We start from the raw sequence: 26,325 nt of genomic DNA, 5'->3' as shown, positions 1-26,325 counted from the left end.
CGGCCGCGCGCAATCTCAGGAGCATTGCATGAACCTCAACATCTCCGGCGTCCTCGGGTCCACGTTCGTCGACAGCTCCGGCCTGAAGCTGCTGATCGAGCGCGATCTCGGCGACGGCCTCCTCCATGTCATCCGGCTGCCCTCCGGGGCGACGCACCGGGTTGAAAATCCCGAGACCGGCGAACTCCAGCTCACCGACTTTCCGTGGTTCGAGCGAAACCTCGCGGAAGGCGAGCTGCGCAAGATCGCGGACAGGAACGGGCCGGTGGCACCGGCACGGGCGCAGGCCCGGGTCTTCGACCGCGAATACATCCTCGAGAAGGACCCGATGGCCGAGGCGCGCCTCAAGCTGATCCTGGGCCTCGTGGAGCGGGGCGTCGACGCCAGCGACGCGCGGCTGGGCGCCGAGATCAAGAAGATCTGGACCGGCGACCTGGAGGAAAGGTTCGGCACCTGTCCCACGATCCCGAAGGTCCGTTCCTGGCTCGGGCGCATCATCGACACCGACATAACCCTCGAGCAGATGTTCTCGCTCAGCGGCCGCGTCGCGCGGCAGAACCGGCTCGCGTCCCAAATAGAGCAGATCATCCAGGAGGAGCGGCCCCGCTACTGGGCGAACCGCGGATACAAGATCATCGACGTCGAAGCCGCCGTAGTCACGCGCGTGCATCAGCTCAACATCCGCCGCGTGGCCGAAGGCGTGGATCCACTGCCCGTGCCGGGCAAGGAGACGATCCGGCGGCGCGTCAACGAGATGCTCTGCCGCGAGACCTACGCGGCCAAGTTCGGCGAGAAGGCCGCCAAGCGGAAGTTCGACGGGTCGGGCCGCGGCATCACCGCGACACGCATCCTCCAGATCGCGCTCATGGACGACACGATCGTCGATCTCGTCACCTGCCTGGACGTCGACCGGGGCCTCATCGCCGGACGGCCCTACCTCACGGTCATCCTGGACGTGCATTCGCGGTGCGTAATCGGGCTCACCGTCAGCTTCCTTCCGCCGAATTCGCAGAAGGCGGCGGACACGGTCCGAAAGGCGCTCCTGCCGGAGCGGTTCCGTGCCATCTCGGCCCAGTGCCTGCGCACCGCGAACTTCGCCAAGTTCGACGTCCGGCCCGACCGGCTGGCCCGGTTTCCGGCCCTGGCATATCTGTCCGGCAAGCCCGACAAGATCGTGACCGACAACGGGGCGAACTACGTGGCGCCGGCCTTCGGCGAGCTGCTGGCCGACCTCGGCATCACCCACGAACTCGCCCCGGTCGGCTCGCCCCGCCACAAGGGGATAATCGAACGCTTCTTCCGCACCCTCAACACCTTCCTCATCGACAAGCTGCCCGGCGCCACGCTGGATCCAAGCGTCCTGCGCAAGCTCGGCATCGATCCGGGGAGCGAGGCGGTGGTCACGGTCACCGAGCTGAAGGAGCTGATCGCGGACTTCCTGTTCGCGTATCACACCAACTTCCATTCCGGCATCAGTGCCGTTCCGCTGCAGAAGTGGGAACGCGGAATGACCGCAGGTCATCGCCAGATGATCCTCGACCGCCGGAAGATCGACATCGTCACGGGCACCACGGTGCACAACAAGCGCATCACGGTGGGCGGAGGCGCGCGCATGTTCGGCCTCACCTGGAAGGGGCCGAACCTTCCGGTCGTCACCGACAAGCTGGCAGCCAAGGAGCCGCATCGCAAGCGCCTCGACGCCACCGCCGCGATCACCACGAAGATCAAATACAACCCCGAGGACCTTCTGCGCGTCCAGGTCTTCGTCGGCGACGACTGGCTCGACCTCGAGAACACGCAGCCCGAATACGCAGACGGCCTCAGCCTCTGGCAACACAACCAGATCCGCGACTTCGCCAAGCGCGAAGCCCTGAAGTTCAGTTCGCAGGCCGAGCGCCTCGCGGCCAGATACGAGCTGAACAAGGCGATCCAGGAGGCGTTTCCCGACGCCGACGCCCGGGAGCGGCGTGCGATGGCACGGATGCTGGGAGGTTCGCCCGGCGCCTCGGCCGCATTCCCCGTCGAATACGCCGAGGCGGAACCGCGCCACGACGGCATGGCTCCCATCATCGAGCACGAGGCCCCCGCGAATGAGCGGGAAGACGCTCTGCGCGCCCAGAGCCGTCCGGGCTTCTCCACATCCGCCGAACTGGATGCCGATGCTGAAGGCGGCGAGGACCCGGAGGCGAGTTTCGACGCCGCCGGGCTCACCTTCCACATGCCCCCGCCGATCGTGGAACCCACGTCGAATGACGACGACTTCGAGGAGTTCAAGTGATGATCAGCCCCAAGCACAACCAGCTCTTCAGCGAGGCTGAGCTGCAGCCCGCCTCGGGATTTCCGGTCCCCTCTTCATCCCGGGAGAGGCTTGCGGCCCTGAAGGGCTGGAACGAGGTCCTGGAATCGATCTACGTCAACAATCCTAACCACGCCCCGGTCCTGAGGGCTCTCGACGAGATCGTCTCGCTGGGAAGGCCCGGATCCTGCTACGCGGTGCGCAACTCTGCCGCCAGCTTCGCAGGCAAGAGCGCCGCGGCAGACGAATACGCCCGCGTGATCGCCAGGCGGAAGACGTTTCCGGCGGAGGCCCGCCCCGTGGTGCGGGTGGAGCTCGAGCAGGCATGCACCTCGCGGCGCTTCTGGACCTCCATCCTCGATGCCTATGATGACGGATACACCTCGAAGAAGGACGAAGTGGCTCTCCGCAGGAGCGCCTACGACGCATTCGAGGAGCACGGCACCGTCCTGCTCATCATCGACGAGGTCCAGCACGCAGGCTACCGCTCGAGCGGCAACTCGGCCGCCACCGACGTCATCAAGCGGTTCATCAACGACGGCAGGGTCGGCCTGGGACTCTTCGGCAACGAGGAGGCAGGTAAGATCCTGCCCTCCAACAACCAGCTCAGCCACCGCCTGCGCCCGCCCTGCGACATCAAGCCGCTTCGCCTCGACGACACGGCAAGCCAGGCCACCTTCTCGAAGTTCCTCGGAAAATACGACCAGCAGCTCACCGGCAAGAAGCTCTTCGCCGAAACGTCCAACCTGACGGACCCCCGGGTCATGGCATGCCTGATGTCCATCTCGAGCGGCTACCTCGGCCGGGTGGTGGCCCTTCTGCGGGAGGCTGCACGCCATGCATTCCTTCGGAGCGCCGCGCGGATCGAAGTCTGCGACCTCTCTCACGCGACAAGCACCTGGGCGGTCGAGCAGAAGCTCGCGGCGAGCGACCCCTTCCGCTTCGGAGTGGTCAAGGCGAATGGATGACGTCGGCAGCAGCGCATCTGCGGAGCGGATGTCGGACGGCCCGGATGCACTGGCGCAGGCCAGTGCATCCGCGATCGCGCCCTCGCCGATCCAGGAACGCACCGGGCCCAGGATCCTGAGAGGGGTCACCCCGGTAGCGGATGAGAGCCTGATCGGTCTGATCGCGCGGTCCTGCGCCGCCAGCCACATGCCGCTCGTGACCCCGCTCCTCTCCTCAGTGGCTCCGGTGGGCCATGCCTACATGAACCTGGCCTGCCGCGAGGACGTAGACTTCGCGCAGCTCGCATGGGCGGCGCGCCTCACCGCGTGCGACGTGGAGGCCCGCCTCTATTCCAGGGTGGAGATCACATCCGACCTGCCCGGCTTCCGCTTCCACGGAACCACTATTGCCGCCTACGATCTGGGCCTCAAGCAGAGGCGCTTCGCGCCGGCATGGCTGGAGCGTGATGCACACCACTCCGCACTCGGCCATCTAGGGCTGCTCACGCATTGTCCGAGAACGGGTGAGGTGCTGATCGACCGGTGCCCGCGCTGTCGGACCGGCTTCACCTGGAGCAGCTCGGTCCTGCGCAACTGCCACCACTGCATGCTCGACCTGCGCACCTGCGACCGCGAACGCATCGCCGAGAACGACCTGCGATCGACTGCCCTGATGAGCACCATCCTCCACCCCGATCCCAAGCTGCATCTCGCGGCAGTCCGCCGCCTGCCGAAGCGCCTGACCAGCCTCGACCGCGGCGAGGTGTTCGAACTGGGCTGGCGCGTCGGCAGCATCTTCGCCGGGGTGGGCGTGGGAAAGCGCGACGGCGCAAGGAAGCTGCCGGCGACCACCCGCATCGAAATCCTGAAGGCGGGTTCGAAGATGCTGAGCAGCTGGCCGGAAGGCCTGCGGAAGGCATGCTCGGACGCGGCGTCCGCCGACGCGGCCGCAGGTCTGCGCCTGGCGAAGCAGCTGCGCCTGCTGGTCCGCGGGCGGAACTCGTGGCCCTGTCATGCGGACATCATGCTGGACGCCCTCCCCGGCCTCGCGTCCTCCGACAAGGCGACCTTGAAGAACGCAATCGGACAGGCCGGCAACTCCGCCGAGACCCAGCGTGTGCTGGGCGTTAGCCAGCGGACGTTCGAGCGACTGTGGAAGGCCAGCATCCTGTGTCCGATCGCCGTCGGCGGGACGATCAACCGCCACCAGATCTTCCGAACCGACAAGCTGCGCGCCACGGCCGCGCTTCTCGCCGACAGAATGGACCTCGGCTCCGCCAGCCAGCGCCTCGGCATCAGCCATCACGGCGTGGAGCAGCTGTGCGCCTTGAATCAGCTCAGCCTACTAGGCGATCCAGCGGTTCGCCTGGCGCTTCTTCGACGTCAGGTAAGCCGAAGCAGCTTCGACGCGCTGGTGGAAGCCTTGGAGAACAGCGCCGCCCAGCAGCTGTCAGGGGAAGAGCTTCCCCTGCGTCGGGCGGCCGCGGCGATCGGCGGACGCGAGAAGCCCTGGGGCGCGATCCTCGTCGCGATGATCGAGGGAAGCCTCGCCTTCCGGCTGGACGGCCAGCGAGATGCGCCTCTGACCAGCCGGGTCCTCGTGCCGAGACACCAGCTCGACGTCCTCACCGGCATGGACTTCGCGCGCCCGCGCCGATGCCGGATCGACTTCACCTCGCGCATCAACCGGCGAGACGCGGAGGAGCTGCTGAACCTCACGCCGCGGATCTTCCAGGAGGCCCTGATCGCCGGCGAGTTGCCCGCTTCGGAGAGCGGGACCTACGGCCGCGCCGACATTCTGCGGCTGGCGAGGCTTCACATCTCCGGGGGCGAGATCCTAGCCCGGTGGGGAGGACGCGGGCGCAAGATGCCCTCGCCGCTTCGTGCTCTGCCGCTCATCGGGAGCAAGGGGCGTCTGGGAAGGCTTCGACATGAGGTCGAGGCACTGATGGCCAAGCATGAGCGTGCTGACCGATATGATCTGAGCAGATTAGAAGCAGAGACTTGAGGGATAACCCGACTCCGGCCCATCTCCTGCCTGTAATCGGCCTTACGTTGCCCGCATTATTTCAAAGATATATTTCGCGGATGCGATCAGCTCCATTTACGAAATAAAGGAAGAATGATGGGAGATTATATTCTACTTGCCCTATGCATGACAATTGTCTCATGCGCAGGAGCATCGATACTTCTCGAAGGAGGAACGCCAGCCCGTAATCTTGCAAAGAGCGCATTTGCGATAACAAGCCTGGTGCTGTTTCTCGCCGTTCTTTCTGGAATCAGCGGCAGTTAAAACCATGCCCTGTCGAAGCGCTTCGGAGAACAAGTTGAGGGGCCTAGGTTAAATTCTCCGACGAAGGTGGATCTGTTAGTTGCAAATGCAATCGCTTCCCCCTTGATCACCACACCGCTAGGCAGCACGCCGTGCGCTGGGAAAATGGTCCACGGAAGAGCTTCGCCCGGTGCCAGTTCGAACGACGGAAACGTCAGCAGGTTCACGCCCAAAATGTTCTCAACCTTGAGACCTTCGATCTTTACTCGAGTTGACGCCAGATTTCGAATGCTGGCGGTCACCTCACCTGAGGTCGCATCGAGATCGCAACGGCAGGCGAGCGCATCTTCGCCGAACTTGCTTCGCTTCTCCTTGCCTTCCAAAAGACTTTTGTATCCCGCCAACAGCGCGATCAAACCAAAAAGTATCGCAACAAACGTGCCCACCACCCCGGTGCGCATGGATGCTAGATCCGCTGGAGGCGTGGAGGAGATTCGGGTCAGGTCGGGAACTGAGAATAGTCGGCGACACAGCCATGCCGCATCTCCCGGCGGCTTCGCTTCGGCGGCGATCTGCATCTCCGCCACGCAAGCCGACGATCCAACCTGCCACATAGCAATGCCGGCGATGAGGATCGGGGCCGTAAAAAGCCAAACCCAACCGATTCTCTTCACGAAGTAATCAATCTTCATCCTGCTGAGCTAGTCGAAAGAGGTTAATCAGATCTCCCTCCGCGAAGGCGAGGCCAGTCAATCATGAACAGGCGTTGCGGAGCCACCTGCTCTTCAACAACTCGGTGTGCTCCTCGAAATCACACGCAGTCATGCCGGACGGCGATTAGATCCGCCCCGATGTAAGGAGGATGGCGAAGTGAACGATTTCAATCCTTCAGGACAGTCTCAGGACAGTCTCAGGACGCTTGGAGAGGCAATGAACTGAAGTCGAGGCGGTGATGCCAAGGCCGGGCTGCGAGATGCTCGAAGCCCCCGCGCCATCTCGCGCAAAAGCGGCTTCACCCATGCCAGGCGGCAGCGTCACGCGATGAGCGAGAATATCGGAGGAAACGGATGTACTACCAGCCCGTGCAACATGTCCTGAGCGAACTGGAATCCGAGGCGCGACGCCTCCAGGCACGCATGCTCCAGGCGAGGTCCCGTGAGCAGATCGTGGCCTACAGGGCTCAGAGCGATGCTCTCCGAAGGCTCGCCGCGGAGTTCAGGGGAGACATGCGGGAGAGGGACGCAAGTGACAGGCGCTACGTCCTGATCACGATGATCGACTACGATCCCGTCGCCACGCTGCACATCGGCCTCCCAGCGCTGCAGGACGCCATCGACGAGTGCAACATGGAGCATCGCGATCGCATCAGGGACTGCGAGACGGTCTTCCAGTGGCACGAGATCGTGCTGCCCTCTAAAGAGCTGCACGATCCGGACGGCTCAGGTCCAGCGCCGGACAGGCGTCACGTGTTCATTGCCGAGCTACACGACGAACTGACCGCATCCGTGCACAACACCGAAGCCGACATGGAAGCGGCGATCGAAGCCTTCAGCGAAGAAAATGAAGAGGCCTACAGCGCCGGCTCCGCGGGCATCTACTATCACGAGATCGTCGTGCCGCCGCGGACCGCTGAGCGCCCTGAGCGAGCACTGCCAGGCTCACCTTGACCTAGTCGGGCGCCGCGGTCCCACTGCCGAACGAGTCTGCAGAATTTGGAAGACAAGGCGAGGAGCAGCGAACTGCGGAGGTGATGAAAGATGAACTCGACCCGCTCGCCAGAGGCTCAGCGCTTCGCCGTGCTGTGCTGCCTCTTGGCGCTCACATGCATCGCCGGCGAAGCACGCAGCGCACCCCTGGGACCCTCAAGGCATCAACTGCTTGATTACCCAGCCGTCCTCCCGCCTTTCGATCTCGATTTCTTCAAGGACCCGCCGATTGCCCTGGCTGACGGCCCTGCCCGTGATCCTGATGCGCCGAGAACGAGTCCTTGGCACTTTGATCCGAACTGCCTGCGTCGAAGACACCAGGTTGTCGTGATCAGCGGGCAAGTTCCTCAACAGGCAGCGATGCTTGAGATCGAGAGCGACCAACTCAACCTCCTGAACCCGCAGAGGATGGTGGTTTTCGCTTCGGACCGCGACTTCCCATCGTCGACCGAACCGGCCGCGGGGTTGGAGCGACATCACCAGACCGACCGTTCGCTCGATTGGAACCTGCGGAACCGCGGCGCGATCCCTCTCGGCGGCCACGCGTACTGCCTGACCGGCTACCACCAAGCTGAGAACGCTGAACGCAGTTTCCATCAAGATAAGCAGCAGCTTGTATCTGCTGATGTTCAGATTCGATCGACTCAACCGGTTCCCGATCGTCATCTCGCGGACGGCGGCCCACTGGGCGCAAAGATCGCTGTCCTCCCGATTCTGTGGATTGTTGCAACTGGGCTCATAGCCATAGGGGCGGTAGGGCTTGGACGCAGCCGCACCGGCTGGGGCCGACTGTTGGCCGTGGGACTGCTGCTCGCCGGGTTGGCCCTGCACGTGGCCGTTTCCCGCTCCCTCATCTTCAGCTGAAGCATCCGTCAGGACATACGGAACCCGCCGATGCATGTTGCTCCCACCAATCTTGACCAGCGGCGCTCTGCCGGATGAGTGCGGTTGAAGCATTGGAGCGGAGCTCGCCACCCCTCCAAACGTGGCAAACAGCCAAACAATGCTCGACGTCCCAGCGCGTCGTGTCGACTTGCGCCGGCCCTGATCTCGTTGCACCACAATGGCCGGAGGGGCGATGAACTACTACGAGACCATGGGCGTCGACAGGGGTGCGGAACCTGAGGTGATCGATGCGGCCTATCGCGCAATGATGCGCCGCTACCATCCCGACAGGTTCGATGGCTCCAAGGACGAAGCCGAACGCCGCTCGAAGGACCTAAACGAAGCCTATGCGGTGCTAAGGGATCCGGAGAAGCGGCGCGCCTACGATGCGACGCTCGCACCTGCCTTCCGCGCCCACCAAGGCACGGCTCCGGCACTCTCCAACCCCGCCTCGGCCCCGCGACGCGGATCAAGGCGCGCCGTACCCCTGGTCGCCTTGGGCTTGGCAGGCCTTGCCGCGGCCTACGCCTTCCCCGGTGGAACGTCGCGGCCTCCGAGGACGCAAGCGATAGCTCCGGACGTCGTCACGCCCACCCCACGGCCGACTGTCTCGGCGTCGCCGAGCTTGGCACCCACCCCCGCGGCGAGCCCGACGGATACGGCGAAGGCCGAATGCACCGGCGTTGCGTGCCGGGTGCTGACTCCGTTCGGATGGGGCGGCATCGAGGCCGGCGTGACGGTCGACAGCGCGCAGCATGCGACCGGTCTGCAGCTGCGCGACGATGGTCACTATACCGATGCGGGGGACGGCAGCTGCCTTGCCTATCAGGTGGTCGGCGGACCCAGGAACCTGCGCATGCTGGTTGAAGGCGGGGTAATCACGACGGTGGAGGTCCATGCCGCTCCATCACAACCGGTGTTCCGCACCGACACCGGGATCAGGCTGGGCGATCCGGAGGCGGCTGTGCGCGCGGCCTACAAGTCTCTCAAGCAGCTGCCAGACATCTATTCCGAGCCGCCCGACAAGAAGCTGTTCCACTACGAACCAGGAGGCGAGCGCGGGATCAAGTTCGACATCGTCGGCGGCAAGGTGGCCGGCATTTCAGTCGGCACGACCAGCATCGAGTATGTCGAGGGCTGCCTCTAGCCCCGCTCGGGTGAGCATCTGCTCCTGGGCAAGGCGAATGATCCGGAACAAGGTCTCTGACGGGATCATGGCGCAAGCCCCGCAAGACTGCGCCTCTCCCTTCGGGATGCCGAGCCAATCATCAGCAGCCAGGCGGGTCAGGCTGGTGGCGGCTCCAGGGCACCGATAAGCTGCAGCATGCGCAGAGACGATTTCAGCCAGCCGACCATCCAGCTTCTGGCCAAGCGTGTTGCCCATCGATGTTCGAATCCGGGGTGCAGAAAGCCCACGAGCGGGCCCGGAGGCGCCAGCGCCATAAACTTGGGCGTGGCGGCACATATCACCGCGGCGGCGCCTGGCGGCGCTCGGTTCGATCCAAGCCTCTCCGCCGCCGAGCGCGCCGACTTCGAGAACGGAATCTGGCTTTGCCAGCAGTGCAGCAGGCTGGTGGATGCGGATGAGTCCACCCACGAGATCTCGACGCTCCGCGAGTGGAAGGCGTTCGCGGAAGCAGCCGCCTTCATAGAGCTTCGCGGCTATGATGTCGTCCGCGCGCGAAACTTCGCCGACCTGGAACGCAAGATGCCGGAGCTGGTCGCTGAGATGCGCGCCGATCTGCGCCAGCAGCGCTTCACCCGCGAGTTCGTGGTGCTCTCAAAGGCATGGAGCTACAGTTCCGGACGAACGCCGCACTTCTCCTACTTCTTCGAGGACCACCCCGAGCTGCTCGGCAAGCTCCAGATCTGCGTCCACTATCGTGCGATCTATGACGTGAAGTACAATCAGGTTGATCGGTTCAACTTCTCCGAGGACTTCGCCGAGTATCTGCTGGATGCCTAGGTATGAGCTCCACGGGTGGCCCGCTCGGTCCTGGCCGAAGCGCTCTGGCCTCCGGTTCGCTCGATCCCCGGATTAGGGCGCCGATGAGCAGCCTCCGCTTGCCGACAGGCCGCACGACGAGGATCTGCGCAGCAGGCCGGGCGCCTGCTGCGCGCGACCTGCACGTCCTAAGAGGCAGACTCTCCGCGATGGCGAGAACGGCTTTGGCATGGCGGATCGAAGGCAGCTCTAAGCATCTGGTCTACCAGCAGCTGCTGGAGGCAGTAGCCAAGTCCATCCGGCTGAACGCAGCCGCTGCGGTGGTCTGGGGATTGCTATTCGTCTCGCTCGGCTACCCTTCGGCAGCGCGATCGGAGCGTCCTTTGGCGAGTGATCTCGGCCGAGAGGCATCTGCTCCAAGCGGGCGCCCCGATCATCGGCATCTGCTCGTGGCGCTGAGAGCCCATCGCGACCTCATGCGCTGACTTGGACGTCCCGGGGCGGTGCAAGGACACCCACCAGACCGTATTGGCGAGCGACGACGCACGCATAGCGAAAGTGGCGGCGCGCTTCCCTCTTCGCCAGCTGCATGACGGCGGACATGCGATAGTCCACCCGAGCGGAGCGGCACCTGCACTATCGGCAGCACATGCAGCGGTGCTCTGGATCCAGCTCAGTCGTCGGCCGCCGGTCGGATCCTAAGACCGATGGATCAACAACTTGTAGGGGGTTCGAAAGGGACGAGAGAGTCAGTCGGGGTGAGAAAAAAAGGCTGTCTGCTGACAGTCAGCCATCCAGACGCGGCAGATTGCGCAAGAGGAGTAGGACTAGAAATGAGTATTTTGCTGGATCGCGACATTTCTCCAGTTCCCTCCGCAGCCGAACGACTGACGGATCTGCGGCTTGCGGTCGATGTCTGGCTGACTCGCCACGAGGCGCAGGTGCGGGATCTCGGAAAACCAGAGGATGTCTCCTGCTTCCTCGGGGGACGCCGATTTGCGGGCTACGAATGCTTCGACTGCGACTTCGAAGGCGCCGGCGGGAAGCGACATGCGCTGACGGTAAGCGTGTGCTTCGAGAACCAACTCGCCAGTGGCGATGCCGAGGTCGTCGACGCGGTTTCCGCGATCACCCTGATCGCAATGCTACTTGAACGCGTCAAGATCAGGCCCATCCTCCGCGCGACGTGAAAGCCGGGCTGAAACCTCGACCAGCATGTGGAACGTCCGACGATCGGAAACGCGGACCGTGCCCGACTCGTCCAGGCGCCCGAAGCAGAAAAGAAGCAACTCGGCCCACTCTCCTTCCTGCCTTGAACTCATCGCCTCCTCGCCGGCGGCGAACATCGACCCCACGAACTGCCGGAACAATGAAGCACCCCTACCCCAGCCTCCAACATCCACTTCGACGCATGCGCCTCGCCGAAGCGCAAAGCGCACCACCGTTCCTGACCAGGATGGTCGGCTGCGCAGATTGACGCGAGACCACCAAATGCGCTGCTGACCGACCGGCAGGTCCGCGACACCAAGGTTCTTGAAGACCGTGCGATAGCGATCGATCGGCGCCTTCAGACCCGAAATGGCAAGCGGATTTCCTCGAGCTTCTGGAAACCTGATGAAGAACTCACACGCTCGGACGATGTCCTTGCCCGTGGATTCGGATTTCTCCCCCTCGCGCGCCTGAGCGGAACGCCTGTAGCGTCCTTTGCGAAGATCGCCGTCAACACCATCTTCCCCGACCGCGCCGAGGACCCTGCGCCTTTGCTGCCCAAAGTCTATCAAGCTGGGGCCGAATTCGGCTCTGCCCTTCTGCGATCGCACGGCGCGACTCTCAAGCGTCACCTCGACCGGGTCACGGTGCATGGGGCAACCCCGCACGTGACTAGATCTCTTTGCGACTCGAAAATAGTAGGATAGATGGTTGCACCCTTCGGCAGGCCTGCCGATCTCACAGCGCCCGCATGGCCATTTGACAACGTCAACGGGAACGGGAACTTCGCAAGTGGAACAGGTCCACGATCGGGCCTTCGCCTCTGCGAACGTATAGTATCCGACCGCCCGCTCGTGACCACCCTCTTCGACCGCCTTCTCCACCTCACCCCCGTTTCAGCTTGCCGAAGAGTCATGCCTGCCCGACGGTCGTCCAGCCGCGACGTAGCCCTCAGAAGTTGACAACAGGTGATCGACGCGGAACTCAGCCGGACCGAGGCTGGGCATAGATCGAAATCCAGTGCGGCCGCCGCCTGCAGGATGCTCTGAAGCCTCGCCTCATCGGGCGCCCTCATCGAAGGCTCAAATTAGCTGCGGAGGAGATCGAAGGCCTAAGTGGGTCTTCGACACCCAGCAGACATCCTAAGCGGGTTTGAAGCTGTGGGTCTTCGCGGAACGAGAGCATCTTTACGAGGGGAATGGAAAAAGTTCTTAATGGGTGCGATCACTCTTCCAAAGCTAGCGCCCGCCCCTTGCTGAGGTTTGACTTGCGCTGGGACAAGGCGCGGGATCCACTTGTCGCAGCAGCCGACTTGAGCGCAACGCAGATGCGCCGACCGCCCGCAGCACTTCATTCAAACTCATCCTCTGGCGACACTGCAGACTTGCTCCTGCAACCAAGCTGCGCATGTTTGCAGATGGCAGGGCGCGGTTCTCCGACTCAGAGGCGTCTCTTGCTCGATGCTGCAGCGTTCTAGAAAATAGAACGAAGCGTCGAACTTTTTACGGCTGATTGGGAGAGGGTCGGTCGGATATCTCCAAGCCACGGGCCGCGGCCCCACCACGCAGAGGGAGTTATCGTGATGAGCATCGTGACCACCAAGGACGGCGTCGAAATCTTCTTCAAGGATTGGGGGCCCAAGGACGCCCAGCCGATCATGTTCCACCATGGCTGGCCACTGTCGTCCGACGATTGGGACGCGCAGATGCTGTTCTTCCTCGCCCAGGGCTATCGCGTCGTGGCGCATGACCGCCGCGGCCACGGCCGCTCGGCCCAGGTCGATTTCGGGCATGACATGGATCATTATGCCGCCGACGCTTCCGCAGTCGCCGAGCACCTAGACCTGCGCAACGCCATCCATATCGGCCATTCGACGGGCGGCGGCGAAGTGGCACGCTATGTCGCGCAGCACGGCATCCCGCAGGGCCGCGTCGCCAAGGCCGTGCTGGTAAGCGCAGTGCCGCCGATCATGCTGAAGACCGAGGCATATCCGGGCGGCCTGCCGATCGATGTGTTCGACGGGCTTCGCAAGGCTCTGGCCGATAACCGCGCGCAGTTCTTCCGCGACCTGCCCGCCGGCCCCTTTTACGGCTTCAACCGCGACGGCGCGGACGTGAAGGACGGCGTGATCGACAATTGGTGGCGCCAAGGCATGATGGGCAGCGCACAGGCGCATTATCTCGGCATCAAGGCGTTCTCCGAAACCGACCAGACCGAGGACCTGAAGGCGATCACCGTACCCACGCTTGTCCTGCATGGCGACGACGACCAGATCGTGCCGTACAAGAATGCCGGCGTACTCTCGGCCGACATCCTGCCGAACGCGACGCTGAAGATCTACCAGGGCTATCCGCACGGCATGCTGACGGTGAACGCCGACGTCCTGAACGCCGATCTGCTCGCCTTCATCCGCAGCTAAACCATGAGCCGGGAGGATCCCGCAATCCCCCCGGCACACCATCAGCCCGAGGAGCATTCGATGGCCGACGACCTGCCCCCGCAAGATAGCAAGCTCACCCGCTCCAAGCGCGGCTGGGCCGAAGCGGGCAAGTTCCTGACGGGTCGGATCGCCCGGCAGGACAGCGAGCGGCTGCCGCCCGGGCAGCATCTGGTGAAGAACTGGCCGGTGCTCGACCTCGGCCGCCGACCCGATATCGGCCTGCATCGCTGGAAGCTTGCGGTCGACGGGCTGGTCGAACGGCCGCTGACGCTCGACTGGGACGGCTTTCTCGCGCTGCCGCACGAGGAGCGGGTGAACGACATCCACTGCGTCACGACCTGGTCGCGCTACGACAATCGCTGGAAGGGCGTCGCCACCCGCACGCTGCTCGACCTCGTCGATCCGCGCGACGAGGCAGTGGCGGTGATGCTGCACGGCTATGACGGCTACACCACCAACCTGCCGCTCGCCGACTTTGCCGCGGCCGACGCGCTGCTGGTGCGCGAATGGGAAGGCAAGCCGCTGACCCGCGAACATGGCGGACCGGTGCGGCTGGTGGTGCCGCATCTGTACTTCTGGAAAAGCGCCAAGTGGATCAGCCGCATCGAATTGATCGGCAAGGACAAGCCCGGCTTCTGGGAAGTGAACGGCTATCACATGCGCGGCGACCCGTGGGGCGAGGAACGCTATTCCTGAGGGATAGTGCGTTCCCCATCCGTTCGCATTGCGCTATAGCGCGGGCATGGCCTCGCCATCGGTCCGCAAGATTCTCCACGTCGACATGGACGCCTTCTATGCGTCGGTGGAGCAGCGCGATGCCCCCGAATTGCGCGGAAAGCCGGTCGCGGTGGGCTCGCCCAACGCGCGCGGCGTCGTCGCCGCGGCGAGCTACGAGGCGCGCACCTTCGGGGTGAAGTCCGCCCTGCCCTCGGTCACGGCGCTGCGCCGCTGTCCCGAGCTGGTGTTCGTGCGTCCCCGGTTCGAGGTATACAAGGCGGTGTCGCGGCAGATCCACGCGATCTTCGCCGACTATACCGATCGCATCCAGCCCTTGTCGCTCGACGAAGCCTATCTGGACGTCACCGACAACAAGCGCGGGCTGCCCACCGCCTGGACCACCGCCAAGGAGATCCGCGCGCGCATCCTGGAAGAAACCGGGCTGACCGCCTCGGCGGGAATTTCGTACAACAAGTTCCTGGCGAAACTCGCTTCGGACCACCGCAAGCCCAATGGCCAGTTCGCGGTCACTCCCGACACGGGCGCGGCCTGGGTCGAGACGCTGCCGGTGGCACGCTTCCACGGCGTGGGTCCGGTGACTGCGCGAAAGATGCAGTCGCTGGGGATCGAAACCGGCGCCGACCTGCGCGCCAAGTCGATCGAGTTCCTGCGTGCCCATTTCGGCAGCTCGGCCGGCTGGTATCACGCGATCGCGCGCGCAGAGGACGACCGTCCGGTGGATGGCGACCGCGTGCGCAAGTCTTCGGGATCGGAAACGACCTTCCACAACGACCTGACCGAGGCGGCGGAGATCGAGGCGGGCGTGCTGCGCATGGCCGACGATGTCTGGGAATGGTGCGGCCGGACCCACGCGTTCGGTCGCACGGTAACGGTGAAAGTGAAATATGCCGACTTCCAGCAGATCACCCGCAGCCGCAGCTATCCCGGCGTGGTGGACAGCCAGGCGGCGCTGCACGCCGCCAGCCTGGGGCTGATCCGCTCGGTACTGCCGGCGGAAAAGGGCATAAGGCTGGTGGGGGTGACGGTCTCGAACTTTGAGGCACGCGAAGAGATGGCCGCGGTGGAGTTGCCGTTGTTTGGGTAGCGCTGGGACTAACAGCTTAGAGCCGCGCTCGCACCAATCGGAAGCCAAGCGACCCACCGAACTCCCCGTCACCCCGGCCTTGAGCCGGGGTGACGAAGAGAGCTAGTCGTCCGACGGCGACTGCCGGTCTGGGTCGGTACCCGTAGCCGGCGTGTCGGTGTTGTCGCCGTCTTCCATGCCGAAGCGGGTGGTGTCGGTCTCGCCGGGTTTGGGAAGCACTTTCTCGGAATCGTCGGGCATGATGGCTCTCCTGCGTTTCAGCGACACAACGCGTTCGGCCCCTATCTGGTCCGCCAGAAACGGCGATCAGCCGAGCGGCTCGACCTGCAAGACTTCGATCGCCTCGGCGCGGCCGTTGAAGTCGACATGCTCGCCCTCCTCCGCGCCGATCAGCGCCTTGGCCAGCGGCGCCTGGAAGGAGAGCCGGTCGACGGTGGGTTCGGCTTCGTCGTGGCCGACGATTTCCAGCACGCGCTCCTTGCCGGCCAAGCGGATGCGGACGCGCGTGCCGATACCTGCAACGCCAGCTTCCGGCTGCGGTGTGATCTCGGCAGTGGTGCGGCGCGTGTTCCAGTAGCGCAGCTCGCGGCGAAGCATTTCGCGGGGCGCTTCCTCGGTTTCGGCGCCGATGGCTGCTTCCAGCTCGGCCACCTTGGCCTGGATCAGCGTGAGCCCGCGGGGCGTCACCAAGTTTGGACCCGGTACCATCGGGATCTCGAACTTCGGCTCCTTATGCTCCTCGTCGCTCTCCCGGCGAAAGGCGACGCTCATCGCTGGGGAAGCTCCTGAAGCGTTGACGAGACCTTCCAAAGATCGATCGCCCCCTCGGTCGCGTGACGGTCGATCTCAGCGAGCTCTTCGGGGCTGAAGGCCAGATTGTTGACGGCATCGAGCGAGTTGTCGAGCTGCTCGACCGTGCGCGCGCCGATCAGCGCGGAAGTGACGCGGGGATCGCGCAGCACCCAGGCGATCGCCATCTGCGCCAATGTCTGTCCGCGACGTTGGGCGATGTCGTTGAGCGCACGGATGCGGGCGAGGTTGTCCTCGCTGAGCAGTTTCTGCCCCAGCGAGCCGCCCTTGGCTGCGCGGGCATCCTGCGGTACGCCATTCAGATATTTGTTGCTGAGCATGCCCTGCGCGAGCGGCGAGAAGGCGATGCAGCCGGTGCCGAGATCATCGAGTGTATCGAGCAGATCTTCCTCGATCCAGCGGTTGAGCATCGAATAGCTCGGCTGGTGAATGAGCAACGGCACCTTATACTCGGCAAGGATCGCCGCTGCCTGGCGCGTCAACTCGGGCGAGTAGCTGGAGATGCCGACATAGAGCGCCTTGCCCTGGCGGTGGATTTGCGCGAGCGCGCCCATCGTCTCTTCGAGCGGGGTCTTCGGGTCGACGCGGTGCGAATAGAAAATGTCGACATAGTCGAGCCCCATCCGCTTGAGGCTCTGGTCGCACGAGGCGATCAGATACTTCCGGCTGCCCCCGACATCGCCGTACGGCCCCGGCCACATGTCCCAGCCCGCCTTGGTCGATACGATCAGCTCGTCGCGATGCGCGGCGAAGTCGGTCGCCATTACGCGGCCGAAATTTTCCTCGGCCGATCCGTAGGGCGGCCCGTAATTGTTGGCGAGATCGAAGTGGGTGACGCCGCGGTCGAAGGCGCGGCGGAGCATCGCGCGGGCGGTTTCGAACACGTCGGTGCCGCCGAAATTCTGCCAGAGGCCGAGCGAGATGGCGGGCAGATCGAGCCCCGAGCGGCCGGTGCGGCGGTACGGCATGCGGCCGTCATAGCGGGCGGGATCGGCGGTGTAGGGCTGCGGGAAGGACAAACGGACTCTCCAAACAAGTTGTCCAGCCGTGCCCAGTGCCGCCCCTCCCTGCAGGGAGGGGTTGGGGTGGGTGCGAGCCGGTGGCGAGCTTAACGCTTGGGGAAAGGAAAAGGGCCTGGGCATCGAGCCCCGCCCTTTTCAGAACCTGCCCCTTGATCTGCTCCCTTGCAGGGAGGGGAAGCCGGAGATCAGACGGTGAAGCTCTCGCCGCAGCCGCAGCTGCCCTTGGCGTTGGGGTTCTGGAACACGAAGCCAGCAGTGAAATCGTCTTCGACCCAGTCCATCGTCGAGCCGATCAGGTAGAGGATCGAGGCGCCGTCGACGAAGAAGATGCCACCCGGCGTCTCGATCCGCTCGTCGAACGGCTTGGCTTCGGTGACGTAATCGACCGAATAGGCTAGCCCCGAACAGCCGCGGCGCGGCGTCGACAGCTTGACGCCCACCGTTCCCTCGGGCGCCTTGGCCATCAGATCGGCGATGCGCTGCTCGGCCGCCGGCGTCAGGTTGAGCGCGGCGGGGCGAGCGCGGGTCTTCACGTCAGTCATCAGAGCATGCCCAGTTCGAGCTTTGCGTCGTCGCTCATCTTCTGCGGGTCCCATGGTGGATCCCAGACGAGGTTCACTTCCGCGTGGCCGATGCCGGGCACCGATCCAACGCGCAGCTCGACTTCGCCGGGCATCGATTCGGCCACCGGGCAATGCGGCGTGGTGAGAGTCATCTGCACGGCGGCGTGGCCGTCGCTGGAGATGTCGACGCCGTAGATCAGCCCGAGATCGTAGATGTTAACCGGGATCTCGGGATCGTAGATCTCCTTGAGCGCATCGATCACCGCATCATAGAGTTCGCCGCCGGGTTCGCCGGCCGGATGTGGCTCGGGCTTCTGCGACAGGAAACCGGACAGATAGTCGCGCTGGCGCTCCGGCTGCGCAGCTTCAACCGGAGCGGCCACCGCGTCGTCGACGCGGGCCCGGGGTGCCGCCTCAACCGCGTCGACCTCTTCCACCATGATCTTGCGCTCTTCGTTCATCCGAAGATCCTCGTCACTCTCTCGATACCCTTCACCAGCGCGGCGATGTCGTCCGCACCATTGTACACGCCGAAGCTGGCACGCGCCGTCGCCGGAACCCCAAGCACGTCCATCAGCGGCTGCGCGCAGTGATGGCCGGCGCGGATCGCGACATTGCCTTCATCCAAGATGGTGGCGACGTCGTGCGGATGCACCCCCTCCACCGCGAAACTGACGATCCCGGCGCTGTCGTCGGGACCGAACAGGCGTACGCTGTTGATCTGCGACAGCGCGTCGCGCGCCTGGGCGACGAGCGCAGTCTCATGCGCGTGGATGCGATCCAGACCGATGGCGTTGACATAGTCGATCGCGGCGTGGAGCCCGACGACGCCGACGATGTGGGGCGTTCCCGCCTCGAACCGGCCCGGCGGCGGTGCATAAGTGGTTTTGGCGAAGGTAACGCGATCGATCATCGAACCGCCGCCCTGGTATGGCGGCATCGCCTCAAGCAGGTCGTGGCGTCCCCACAGCACGCCGATGCCGGTGGGCCCGTAGAGCTTGTGGCCGGAGAACACGTAGAAGTCGCAGCCCAGCTCGGCGACGTTCACCGGCAGGCGAGGCACGGCCTGGCAGCCATCGAGCAGGATCTTGGCGCCTACGCCATGCGCCAGTTCAACCGCGCGCTTGGCGTCGAGCACCGAGCCGAGCACGTTGGAGACATGCGCCAATGCAACCAGCTTGTGCCGCTCGGTCAGCATCGCGGCCACCGCGTCAAGATCGATGCGGTGGTCGGGCGTGAGCGGGATCACGTCTATGTGCGCGCCGACGCGTTCCGCGACCATCTGCCACGGCACGATGTTGGAATGATGCTCGAGCGTCGACAGCAGGATGCGGTCGCCGACCTTCAATTGAGTGCCGGCCCAGCATTGCGCGACGAGGTTGATCCCCTCGGTCGCGCCGCGGACGAAGATCGTCTCTTCGGGCCTGCCGCCGATGAAGCGGGCAACTCGCTCGCGCGCGGCTTCGAACGCCAGCGTCATGTCGGCCGAACGCTGATACACGCCGCGATGCACGGTGGCATAGGTCTCGCCATAGCCGCGGGTGATCGCGTCGATCACCGACCGCGGCTTTTGCGACGTCGCTGCGGTATCGAGATAGGCCCAGCCCTGCGGGATCGCGGGAAAGTCGGCGAGGACGTCGAGGGGAGTGGTCTTCAAATCCTCCCCGGCACGGGGAGGGGGACCATGCGAAGCATGGTGGAGGGGGCCCTCCACCAGCGAACTGCCCAGGGAAGAACCCCCTCCACCACCAGCTTCGCTGGCGGTCCCCCTCCCCGTTCCGGGGAGGATTTGAGAGGTGTCACTCACAGCGCCGCGTCCAGCCAGCGTTCGGCGTCCGCCGAAAACGCTTCGCGTACCGTCTCTTCGCCGATGCGGCTGAGCGAATCCGCCACAAAGGCGCGCGTGAGCAGTGCCTTGGCGCGGTTTTCGGGGACGCCGCGGCTCTGGAGGTAGAAGAGCGCGCGCTTGTCGAGTTCGCCGACGGTGGCGCCGTGCGCGCACTTCACGTCGTCGGCGAAGATTTCGAGTTCGGGTTTGAGGTTCACCGTGGCGGTGCGCGCCAGCAACAGCCCGCGCAACGACTGTTCGCCGTCGGTCTGCTGGGCGCCGCGCGCGACTTCGACGCGAGCGGCTAGGCTGGCGACCGAACGATCGGCAGCGACCGCCCGCCAGAGCTGGCGCGACGTGCCTTCGAGCGCGTCGTGGCGCACGGCGACGGCCGCTTCCTGCTTCTGCGTGCCCGACGTGAGCAGCGCACCGCCCATTTCGGCGAAGGCACCCTTGCCGACCAGGGTCAGGCCGCCATCGATGCGGCTGGCCATGCCGCCGGCGGCGAGGAAGACCGAAACGAGGCTGGCTGCCTCGCCAATCTCCGCCTCGTCGCGGATCGACACGAAGCCGGTCGACTGGAGCAGCCGCACCGAGCGCATCAGCCGAGCGCCGCGGGCGAGCGTCACCTGGAGCAGGCGATTGGCCCAGCCGGCGCCGGCGAAGGTCTCGACCATAGAGGCGACGGCATCCTCGGCGAGGACGACCCGCGCGGGAACGTGGCTTTCGCCGCCCGAGCCGAGATGGACGATCTGGATATTGGTGACCGCGGCTTGCGCCACGAGGCTGAGGGTCCAGCCCTCCCCTTGTGCCAACTGGCCGAGCGGGTGCCCCGTTCCGGGCGTCCAGCGACTGATGCCGAGCGAGCCGGGGGTACTGCGCGACGGATCGAAGACGCCATCGACGAAGAGCAGGCGCGGACCTTCGAGATCGAGGAACAGGCTCGCGGGATCAATCCCGGTCGGCTGCGGGGCGCTATCGGCGGCAATGCGCAGCGCGGCCATGTCGGCCCAGCGCCATTCTTCCTGGCGGGGGGTCGGGAGCTGGAGCAGGCTGTTCATACCATTCCTCCCCTGCAAGGGGAGGTGGCAGCGCGAAGCGCTGACGGAGGGGTGTCGCCCTGTCGATAGCGGGTCACCCTTTCACCACGCCCTGCGGGCGATGAGCAGGTGACACGGCTCCCAGCCGTTCCAGCCACGCGCGGGGCGCGTGGCGACCTGTTCATCCCCCTCCCCTTGCCGGGGAGGATTTGAAGAAGCCCCCTCACGCCGCGATCGCTCCATAGCCTTCGCGCTCCAGCGCATGGGCCAACTCCGGCCCGCCCGAACGGACGATTCGGCCGTCGGCGAGGACGTGGACGAAGTCCGGCTTCACATAATCGAGCAGCCGCTGATAATGGGTGATCAGGATCACGGCCTTGTCCGGCGCGCGCATGATGCGATTGATGCCGTCGCCGACCGCCTTGAGCGCGTCGATGTCGAGCCCCGAATCGGTTTCGTCGAGGATCGCGAGCTTGGGGCCGAGAATGCCCATCTGGACCATCTCGTTCCGCTTCTTCTCGCCGCCCGAGAACCCGACATTGACCGGGCGCTTGAGCATTTCCTGGTCCATGCCGAGCGCATCGGCCTGGGCACGAGCGAGCTTGAGGAACTCGGCGCCTGACAGCGGCGTCTCACCGCGCGCACGGCGCTGGCTGTTGAGCGCCTCACGCAGGAAGTGGACGTTCGAGATGCCGGGGATCTCGACCGGATACTGAAAGCCGAGAAACAGGCCGACAGCAGCGCGCTGATCAGGCTCCATCTCGAGCAGATCCTGACCGTTCAGACTGACGCTGCCGCCCGTCGCTTCATAATTGCCGCGCCCGCCTAGCACATAGCCGAGCGTCGACTTGCCAGCCCCGTTCGGACCCATGATCGCATGCACTTCGCCGGCGTTCACCTGGAGGCTCAGCCCCTTCAGGATTTCCTTGCCATCGATCTCGGCGCGCAGGTTTTCGATTCTAAGCATGGTCATTCCAGGATTCAGAGCGGCACGGTCAGTAGGCGGACGCTGCTGAGCGGTTCGGGCGCGTTGTAGACGTCGACTCGGCCGCCATCGGGCAGCTGCCAGATGATCTTGTACTGCTTGGGCGTGACGATCGCCTCGGAGACATCGCGCTCGACGGCGTCCAGCGTGCGCTGCATGCGCTTCCACCAGCCGCCGCTCACCAGCCGGTCGCCCCGCTGGACGCGTCCCTGAGTATAGTCGCTCTCGATATAGGCCCGGCAGTCGCGCACGGCGGTGTCGATCGCGGTCTGGCGCGCGCCCTCATCCCGCGGCGCAACGCCGATGCGGCGGACGATGCAGCGGGCATGCCGCGTAGCGATGCCGATCTGTGGAACGTTGCTGACTTCGACGCCGCCGCTGACGGTCACGGTCTGCAAGGCGGCGGCGAGAAGGAATACGAAACTCATTAGACTATATCTCCGCGTCTTAGCCGACCGAGCCTTCGAGGCTGATACCCAGCAGCTTCTGCGCCTCGACCGCGAACTCCATGGGGAGCTGTTGCAGCACTTCCTTGGCGAAGCCGTTGACGATCAGTGCAACTGCAGCCTCCTGGTCCAGCCCGCGCTGGCGGGCATAAAAGAGCTGGTCCTCGCTGATCTTCGACGTCGTCGCCTCATGCTCGATCTGGGCAGAGGGGTTCTTGACTTCGATATATGGCACGGTGTGGGCACCGCACTGATCGCCGAGCAACAGACTGTCGCACTGCGTGAAATTGCGGACATTCTCCGCACCGGGCTGGACGAGCACCTGGCCGCGATAGGTGTTGTCACTGCGCCCGGCCGAAATGCCCTTCGACACGATGGTCGAGCGGGTGTTCTTGCCAAGGTGCAGCATCTTGGTGCCGGTGTCGGCCTGCTGGCGGCCGTTGGTGACGGCGACCGAGTAGAATTCGCCGACCGAACCGTCGCCCTTCAGGATGCACGAAGGATATTTCCAGGTGATCGCGCTACCGGTCTCGACCTGAGTCCAGCTGACCTTCGAGTTCTTGCCCTCGCACAAAGCGCGCTTGGTCACGAAGTTGAAGATGCCGCCGACGCCGTTCTCGTCGCCGGGATACCAGTTCTGGACGGTGGAATATTTGATCTCGGCATCGTCATGCGCGACCAGCTCGACCACGGCGGCGTGGAGCTGGTTCTCGTCACGCATCGGCGCGGTGCAGCCTTCGAGATAGGAGACGTAGCTCCCCTTGTCGGCGACGATCAGCGTGCGCTCGAACTGGCCGGTATTCTCGGCATTGATGCGGAAATAGGTGCTCAGCTCCATCGGGCAGCGCACGCCCTCGGGAATGTAGACGAAGGTGCCGTCGGAAAAGACCGCGGCGTTGAGCGCCGAGAAGTAATTGTCGCGCACCGGCACGACCTTGCCGAGATATTCCCGGATCAGGTCTGGATATTCGCGGATCGCTTCTGAGATCGAGCGGAAGATGACGCCGGCGGCCTCCAGTTCCTTGCGGAAGGTGGTGGCGACCGAGACGCTGTCGAACACCGCGTCCACCGCGACTTTCCGTGCACCCTCGACGCCGGCGAGAACCTTCTGTTCCTCGATCGGGATACCGAGCTTTTCGTAAACGCGCAGGATCTCCGGATCCAACTCGTCGAGCGACCCGATCGTCTTCTTCTGCTTGGGCTCGGCGTAGTAATACGCATCCTGATAGTCGATCTCGGGGATCGCCAGCTTGGCCCATTCGGGCAGCTCCATCGTCTGCCAGGCGGCGAACGCCTTCAACCGCCAGTCGAGCATCCAGACGGGCTCGCCTTTCTTGGCGGAGATATAGCGGACGGTATCCTCGCTCAGCCCCTTGGGCGCGAACTCCTGTTCGACGTCCGAGGCGAAGCCCCATTCATACTTCTTGTTCGCGGCGGCATGCGCCTCGGCATTCCTGGTGGCCATCAGGCTTCCCTACTCAAACTCGCGAGGCTCACCCCCGCCAACGCGCCCTTCACGGCGCCATTCACAGCGGCCCAGTGCGGGCGGACCCGGCACGAACCCTCGACTGCGCAATCGTGGCGGCTCACGTCGACACATGTCGTCAGCGCGATCGGCCCCTCGATCGCCTCGACGATGTCGGCAACCGAGATCGCCGCAGCCGGCCGGGCGAGGCGGAAGCCGCCGCCCGTGCCACGCGCACTTTCGATCAGCCCCGCCGCCGAGAGCTTGCTCACCAGCTTCTGAACCGTAGGCAGCGGCAAGCCGGTCTCACCTGCAAGGGCAGTAGCGGTCAGTCGGCACGACGCTCCGCAATGGCGGGCGGCGGCGGCCATCATCACCACGGCATAGTCAGTAAGGCTGGAAAGGCGCATCTTCTACAATCGGACGAATATGTTCCGATTGCGAGATGGGCTCAAATGACCCTGAGGTCAACCTCCTCGGGGAAAACTTCGGGGAGGAAGTGGAAGTCGGCATCGCCGAGCGTGACCGCCAGCACGGGGTCCACGCCCGAGCGCAGGCTGGTAGGGGTGTGTCCAGTGAAGTGCTTGACTTCGTTGATCATGTGCGACTGGTCGGCGAAGGGGCCGAGGATATCGGGCATCGGCGCGCCCTGATATATCTGCATCGCCGCGCGGATAGCGCGGAACTTGCGCTTCAGCTTGGCCGGCGAGCTGCCAAAATACTCGAGGCAGAGGCGCTGTACCTGACGCTCGCCCAGGCCACTGGACTGGAATATGGTGGCATAGAGCTGCTCGATCGTCGGATCGTCGCTGCTGGCCGCCCAGTCGCGCACCGCCGCGAGGAACGGGAAATGCGCCTCGGGAACCGGTTTCACTTCCTCCTGGCGCATGATCAGCAGGGGCGCGAGTGCGGAGATCATCTCGTCGAGCGAGGACATGCGCCGCAACTGGCTGAGCAGCATCGGCGCCTTTTCGCAGAACAACTTCTCGCCATCGATATTATGATCGGTGAACTTGTTGGCGGGAAGGCCAATCAGCGCCTTCCACCCTATCGCCCGCAGCGTGACGCCAAAGCAGGTGACAGGCCCCCGAAGCCGGTAATGAGCCGCAGCGGTGCCTGGACCCGAGACCATGATCGGCTTGCTGCGCTCGACATGACCGTCGGGATAGGTAACCTCGCCCTCCCCCTCGATGAGAAAGCGGATCTGGCCAAGATCGACGCGCTCGGTGCGTTCGAACTCCTCGGCATCACAGCGATACAGAAAATAGCTGTCGACGTGCGGCAAGAGACGGCCCGACGCCTTTTTCACTTCAATCGTGGCCTGCGCGACGGCGATCGTGCCGACGGGCTCAGGTCCTTCTTTTCGGCGAATGGCGGCCCGCATTGCTAGACCAAAGCTCCCAAAGGCAGACATTCTCTATCTGCGAGAGGGATATATCAGGAAGCTTAAGAAATAAAAGTAGCCCGGCCGGTTGCCCGGCCGGGCTAGGTAAAAGGGTTCCCCCCGTTGAAAGAAGAACCCCTCGGGTCGCAAATCCTGACTAGCGCGACTCGCTTCCCAGGTATTGGACGGAATCGACATTCGGCGCTTTGACGGCGGGAAATCGAGATGCGAAGGGCGTTTGCATGGCTTATCCCCTTAGATCTGCCCTGTTCAAGCTGGAAGCCGAGCGAGCGCACCGGGCCACGATCGCCGCGCTGCGTGGCTGGTCTGCGATCGGCACGCCGTTTCGGACCTCCATTTCGGATACGTCTCTGCGGGTGCAGGTGGCAGGAATCGACTTCCCCAACCCCATCGGGCTGGCGGCGGGGCTCGATAAGAATGGCGAGGCAATTGCCGGTCTGTTCGGACTTGGCTTCGGCGCGGTCGAGATCGGCACGCTGACGCCGCGCCCCCAGGCCGGAAATCCCAAGCCCAGGCTCTTCCGGCTGGCGGAGGACGAGGCGGTGATCAACCGGATGGGCTTCAACAATGACGGGCTGGATGCCGCACTGGCGCGAGTCGCGCGCTTGAGGCGGCACGCCGGGGTGCTCGGCATTAATGTTGGGGCCAATAAGGACTCGGCAGACCGGGTCGCCGACTATGCACTGGGCGTCGCCCTTGCCGCGCCGGTCGCGGACTATCTGACGATAAATGTCAGCTCGCCCAACACGCCCGGACTGCGCGACCTTCAGTCCCGGCCCGCGCTCGACGAACTGCTGGCCGTAGTGAACGCCGCGCGGGCGCTTCCCGATGGAAGCCGGCGGCCGGTGTTCCTCAAGATCGCACCCGACCTCGACCCGGCGGGCGTTGAGGGCGCGATCCAGGCCGCTACCGACAATCAGATCGACGCGTTGATCGTGTCGAACACCACCATTTCACGCCCGCCGCTCGGCTCGGCGCATGCCGCCGAAGCTGGCGGGCTCTCAGGCGCACCGCTTCGCGAACTCGCCCGAGCCAAGCTGGCAGAGGCGCATGCGATTGCCGCCGGCGCGCTGCCGCTGATCTCCGTGGGCGGGATCGACAGCGCCGATGAGGCCAGGCGGCGCCTCGACGGCGGCGCAGTGCTGGTCCAGATCTATAGCGCCCTGGTGTTCCGGGGTCCCGGATTGGTGCGCACGATGCTGGAAGGCTTGTCCGGCCATTGACGTAGCGCCTTTGCCA

The 26,325-nt window shown here is 64.5% G+C and carries 26 protein-coding genes; 12 read left to right on the top strand and 14 right to left on the bottom strand.

Annotated features, from left to right (window positions below; all coding sequences use genetic code 11):
* The first annotated feature begins 28 nt into the window (after positions 1 to 28).
* The 3 genes from LZ586_RS15155 to LZ586_RS15145 are packed head-to-tail and all read left to right on the top strand — an operon-like array spanning position 29 to position 5,251.
* Complete coding sequence (locus LZ586_RS15155) at positions 29 to 2,278, top strand: DDE-type integrase/transposase/recombinase (protein ID WP_235077111.1); 2,250 nt, start codon at positions 29 to 31, stop codon at positions 2,276 to 2,278.
* The gene (locus tag LZ586_RS15150) at positions 2,278 to 3,264 is read left to right on the top strand and encodes a TniB family NTP-binding protein (protein ID WP_235077110.1); all 987 of its coding nucleotides are present in this window, start codon (positions 2,278 to 2,280) and stop codon (positions 3,262 to 3,264) included. Before LZ586_RS15155 ends, LZ586_RS15150 begins: the two co-directional genes overlap by 1 nt.
* On the top strand, positions 3,257 to 5,251 hold the full coding sequence (locus tag LZ586_RS15145; RefSeq protein ID WP_235077109.1) for a hypothetical protein: 1,995 nt from the start codon (positions 3,257 to 3,259) through the stop codon (positions 5,249 to 5,251). Before LZ586_RS15150 ends, LZ586_RS15145 begins: the two co-directional genes overlap by 8 nt.
* Before the next feature lie 281 nt (positions 5,252 to 5,532).
* On the opposite strand, the gene LZ586_RS15140 is transcribed toward LZ586_RS15145, so the two are convergent.
* Positions 5,533 to 6,207 (bottom strand): hypothetical protein, encoded by a 675-nt coding sequence (locus LZ586_RS15140; RefSeq protein ID WP_235077108.1) that lies wholly within the window; start codon positions 6,205 to 6,207, stop codon positions 5,533 to 5,535.
* A gap of 375 nt (positions 6,208 to 6,582) precedes the next feature.
* On the opposite strand from LZ586_RS15140, the gene LZ586_RS15135 reads away from it, so the two are divergent.
* The 5 genes from LZ586_RS15135 to LZ586_RS15115 all read left to right on the top strand — a co-directional run bounded on the left by LZ586_RS15135 (position 6,583) and on the right by LZ586_RS15115 (position 11,241).
* Positions 6,583 to 7,182 carry a hypothetical protein gene (locus LZ586_RS15135; protein WP_235077107.1) on the top strand — a complete coding sequence of 200 codons (600 nt, stop codon included), beginning with the start codon at positions 6,583 to 6,585 and terminating at the stop codon, positions 7,180 to 7,182.
* Between the two features lie 90 nt (positions 7,183 to 7,272).
* Entirely contained in the window at positions 7,273 to 8,085 is an 813-nt protein-coding gene (locus tag LZ586_RS15130; protein WP_235077106.1) for a hypothetical protein, read from the top strand.
* Between the two features lie 214 nt (positions 8,086 to 8,299).
* Positions 8,300 to 9,253, top strand: coding sequence for a DnaJ domain-containing protein (locus LZ586_RS15125; RefSeq protein ID WP_235077105.1), 954 nt, complete (start codon positions 8,300 to 8,302; stop codon positions 9,251 to 9,253).
* Positions 9,254 to 9,430: 177 nt separating this feature from the next.
* Positions 9,431 to 10,072: a hypothetical protein gene (locus tag LZ586_RS15120; RefSeq protein ID WP_235077104.1), complete on the top strand. Its 642-nt coding sequence runs from the start codon at positions 9,431 to 9,433 to the stop codon at positions 10,070 to 10,072.
* Between the two features lie 821 nt (positions 10,073 to 10,893).
* Positions 10,894 to 11,241 (top strand): hypothetical protein, encoded by a 348-nt coding sequence (locus LZ586_RS15115; RefSeq protein ID WP_235077103.1) that lies wholly within the window; start codon positions 10,894 to 10,896, stop codon positions 11,239 to 11,241.
* Here LZ586_RS15115 and LZ586_RS15110 read toward each other — a convergent pair.
* Positions 11,197 to 11,913, bottom strand: a complete 717-nt coding sequence (locus LZ586_RS15110) for a hypothetical protein (RefSeq protein ID WP_235077102.1) — start codon at positions 11,911 to 11,913, stop codon at positions 11,197 to 11,199. The genes LZ586_RS15115 and LZ586_RS15110 overlap by 45 nt on opposite strands.
* 929 nt (positions 11,914 to 12,842) lie before the next feature.
* Here LZ586_RS15110 and LZ586_RS15105 point away from each other — a divergent pair.
* The 3 genes from LZ586_RS15105 to dinB are packed head-to-tail and all read left to right on the top strand — an operon-like array spanning position 12,843 to position 15,522.
* Positions 12,843 to 13,679, top strand: coding sequence for an alpha/beta fold hydrolase (locus LZ586_RS15105; RefSeq protein ID WP_235077101.1), 837 nt, complete (start codon positions 12,843 to 12,845; stop codon positions 13,677 to 13,679).
* A 60-nt stretch (positions 13,680 to 13,739) separates the two neighbouring features.
* Positions 13,740 to 14,396 (top strand): sulfite oxidase-like oxidoreductase, encoded by a 657-nt coding sequence (locus LZ586_RS15100; protein ID WP_235077100.1) that lies wholly within the window; start codon positions 13,740 to 13,742, stop codon positions 14,394 to 14,396.
* A 46-nt stretch (positions 14,397 to 14,442) separates the two neighbouring features.
* On the top strand, positions 14,443 to 15,522 hold the full coding sequence (gene dinB / locus LZ586_RS15095) for a DNA polymerase IV (protein ID WP_235077099.1): 1,080 nt from the start codon (positions 14,443 to 14,445) through the stop codon (positions 15,520 to 15,522).
* Positions 15,523 to 15,624: 102 nt separating this feature from the next.
* On the opposite strand, the gene LZ586_RS15090 is transcribed toward dinB, so the two are convergent.
* The 12 genes from LZ586_RS15090 to LZ586_RS15035 all read right to left on the bottom strand — a co-directional run bounded on the left by LZ586_RS15090 (position 15,625) and on the right by LZ586_RS15035 (position 25,065).
* On the bottom strand, positions 15,625 to 15,762 hold the full coding sequence (locus LZ586_RS15090; protein ID WP_235077098.1) for a hypothetical protein: 138 nt from the start codon (positions 15,760 to 15,762) through the stop codon (positions 15,625 to 15,627).
* Positions 15,763 to 15,828: 66 nt separating this feature from the next.
* Complete coding sequence (locus LZ586_RS15085) at positions 15,829 to 16,293, bottom strand: GreA/GreB family elongation factor (RefSeq protein WP_235077097.1); 465 nt, start codon at positions 16,291 to 16,293, stop codon at positions 15,829 to 15,831.
* Positions 16,290 to 17,351 (bottom strand): L-glyceraldehyde 3-phosphate reductase, encoded by a 1,062-nt coding sequence (gene mgrA, locus LZ586_RS15080; RefSeq protein ID WP_261346010.1) that lies wholly within the window; start codon positions 17,349 to 17,351, stop codon positions 16,290 to 16,292. The genes LZ586_RS15085 and mgrA overlap by 4 nt, the downstream gene beginning before the upstream one ends.
* Positions 17,352 to 17,539: 188 nt before the next feature.
* The gene (locus LZ586_RS15075; protein ID WP_235077096.1) at positions 17,540 to 17,896 is read right to left on the bottom strand and encodes a HesB/IscA family protein; all 357 of its coding nucleotides are present in this window, start codon (positions 17,894 to 17,896) and stop codon (positions 17,540 to 17,542) included.
* The gene (locus LZ586_RS15070; protein ID WP_235077095.1) at positions 17,896 to 18,378 is read right to left on the bottom strand and encodes an SUF system Fe-S cluster assembly protein; all 483 of its coding nucleotides are present in this window, start codon (positions 18,376 to 18,378) and stop codon (positions 17,896 to 17,898) included. The genes LZ586_RS15075 and LZ586_RS15070 overlap by 1 nt, the downstream gene beginning before the upstream one ends.
* Positions 18,375 to 19,574 carry a cysteine desulfurase gene (locus LZ586_RS15065; RefSeq protein WP_235077094.1) on the bottom strand — a complete coding sequence of 400 codons (1,200 nt, stop codon included), beginning with the start codon at positions 19,572 to 19,574 and terminating at the stop codon, positions 18,375 to 18,377. The genes LZ586_RS15070 and LZ586_RS15065 overlap by 4 nt, the downstream gene beginning before the upstream one ends.
* Before the next feature lie 146 nt (positions 19,575 to 19,720).
* A complete protein-coding gene (locus LZ586_RS15060; protein ID WP_235077093.1) occupies positions 19,721 to 20,806 on the bottom strand; it encodes a SufB/SufD family protein in 1,086 nt (361 codons plus the stop codon).
* A 202-nt stretch (positions 20,807 to 21,008) separates the two neighbouring features.
* On the bottom strand, positions 21,009 to 21,752 hold the full coding sequence (gene sufC / locus LZ586_RS15055; RefSeq protein WP_235077092.1) for a Fe-S cluster assembly ATPase SufC: 744 nt from the start codon (positions 21,750 to 21,752) through the stop codon (positions 21,009 to 21,011).
* 14 nt (positions 21,753 to 21,766) lie between these two features.
* Positions 21,767 to 22,198, bottom strand: coding sequence for a hypothetical protein (locus tag LZ586_RS15050; RefSeq protein ID WP_235077091.1), 432 nt, complete (start codon positions 22,196 to 22,198; stop codon positions 21,767 to 21,769).
* A 19-nt stretch (positions 22,199 to 22,217) separates the two neighbouring features.
* Entirely contained in the window at positions 22,218 to 23,681 is a 1,464-nt protein-coding gene (gene sufB, locus LZ586_RS15045) for a Fe-S cluster assembly protein SufB (protein WP_235077090.1), read from the bottom strand.
* On the bottom strand, positions 23,681 to 24,091 hold the full coding sequence (locus LZ586_RS15040) for an SUF system Fe-S cluster assembly regulator (protein WP_235077089.1): 411 nt from the start codon (positions 24,089 to 24,091) through the stop codon (positions 23,681 to 23,683). Before LZ586_RS15040 ends, sufB begins: the two co-directional genes overlap by 1 nt.
* A gap of 41 nt (positions 24,092 to 24,132) precedes the next feature.
* A complete protein-coding gene (locus LZ586_RS15035) occupies positions 24,133 to 25,065 on the bottom strand; it encodes a helix-turn-helix domain-containing protein (protein WP_235077088.1) in 933 nt (310 codons plus the stop codon).
* 242 nt (positions 25,066 to 25,307) lie between these two features.
* On the opposite strand from LZ586_RS15035, the gene LZ586_RS15030 reads away from it, so the two are divergent.
* The gene (locus LZ586_RS15030) at positions 25,308 to 26,309 is read left to right on the top strand and encodes a quinone-dependent dihydroorotate dehydrogenase (protein ID WP_235077087.1); all 1,002 of its coding nucleotides are present in this window, start codon (positions 25,308 to 25,310) and stop codon (positions 26,307 to 26,309) included.
* Positions 26,310 to 26,325 lie beyond the last annotated feature (16 nt).

It is taken from the genome of Sphingomonas sp. S2-65 (assembly GCF_021513175.1).
GTDB lineage: Bacteria > Pseudomonadota > Alphaproteobacteria > Sphingomonadales > Sphingomonadaceae > Sphingomonas.
The sequence above is the reverse complement of the archived record's forward strand: the minus strand, read 5'-3'. Positions and strand labels throughout refer to the sequence as shown.

Coding starts and splice junctions, on each gene's coding strand:
- LZ586_RS15155 (WP_235077111.1), top strand. CDS start 29: ATGAACCTCAACATCTCCGGCGTCCTCGGGTCCACGTTCGTCGACAGC.
- LZ586_RS15150 (WP_235077110.1), top strand. CDS start 2,278: ATGATCAGCCCCAAGCACAACCAGCTCTTCAGCGAGGCTGAGCTGCAG.
- LZ586_RS15145 (WP_235077109.1), top strand. CDS start 3,257: ATGGATGACGTCGGCAGCAGCGCATCTGCGGAGCGGATGTCGGACGGC.
- LZ586_RS15140 (WP_235077108.1), bottom strand. CDS start 6,207: ATGAAGATTGATTACTTCGTGAAGAGAATCGGTTGGGTTTGGCTTTTT.
- LZ586_RS15135 (WP_235077107.1), top strand. CDS start 6,583: ATGTACTACCAGCCCGTGCAACATGTCCTGAGCGAACTGGAATCCGAG.
- LZ586_RS15130 (WP_235077106.1), top strand. CDS start 7,273: ATGAACTCGACCCGCTCGCCAGAGGCTCAGCGCTTCGCCGTGCTGTGC.
- LZ586_RS15125 (WP_235077105.1), top strand. CDS start 8,300: ATGAACTACTACGAGACCATGGGCGTCGACAGGGGTGCGGAACCTGAG.
- LZ586_RS15120 (WP_235077104.1), top strand. CDS start 9,431: ATGCGCAGAGACGATTTCAGCCAGCCGACCATCCAGCTTCTGGCCAAG.
- LZ586_RS15110 (WP_235077102.1), bottom strand. CDS start 11,913: ATGCACCGTGACCCGGTCGAGGTGACGCTTGAGAGTCGCGCCGTGCGA.
- LZ586_RS15105 (WP_235077101.1), top strand. CDS start 12,843: ATGAGCATCGTGACCACCAAGGACGGCGTCGAAATCTTCTTCAAGGAT.
- LZ586_RS15100 (WP_235077100.1), top strand. CDS start 13,740: ATGGCCGACGACCTGCCCCCGCAAGATAGCAAGCTCACCCGCTCCAAG.
- dinB (WP_235077099.1), top strand. CDS start 14,443: ATGGCCTCGCCATCGGTCCGCAAGATTCTCCACGTCGACATGGACGCC.
- LZ586_RS15090 (WP_235077098.1), bottom strand. CDS start 15,762: ATGCCCGACGATTCCGAGAAAGTGCTTCCCAAACCCGGCGAGACCGAC.
- LZ586_RS15085 (WP_235077097.1), bottom strand. CDS start 16,293: ATGAGCGTCGCCTTTCGCCGGGAGAGCGACGAGGAGCATAAGGAGCCG.
- LZ586_RS15075 (WP_235077096.1), bottom strand. CDS start 17,896: ATGACTGACGTGAAGACCCGCGCTCGCCCCGCCGCGCTCAACCTGACG.
- LZ586_RS15070 (WP_235077095.1), bottom strand. CDS start 18,378: ATGAACGAAGAGCGCAAGATCATGGTGGAAGAGGTCGACGCGGTTGAG.
- LZ586_RS15060 (WP_235077093.1), bottom strand. CDS start 20,806: ATGAACAGCCTGCTCCAGCTCCCGACCCCCCGCCAGGAAGAATGGCGC.
- sufC (WP_235077092.1), bottom strand. CDS start 21,752: ATGCTTAGAATCGAAAACCTGCGCGCCGAGATCGATGGCAAGGAAATC.
- LZ586_RS15050 (WP_235077091.1), bottom strand. CDS start 22,198: ATGAGTTTCGTATTCCTTCTCGCCGCCGCCTTGCAGACCGTGACCGTC.
- sufB (WP_235077090.1), bottom strand. CDS start 23,681: ATGGCCACCAGGAATGCCGAGGCGCATGCCGCCGCGAACAAGAAGTAT.
- LZ586_RS15040 (WP_235077089.1), bottom strand. CDS start 24,091: ATGCGCCTTTCCAGCCTTACTGACTATGCCGTGGTGATGATGGCCGCC.
- LZ586_RS15035 (WP_235077088.1), bottom strand. CDS start 25,065: ATGCGGGCCGCCATTCGCCGAAAAGAAGGACCTGAGCCCGTCGGCACG.
- LZ586_RS15030 (WP_235077087.1), top strand. CDS start 25,308: ATGGCTTATCCCCTTAGATCTGCCCTGTTCAAGCTGGAAGCCGAGCGA.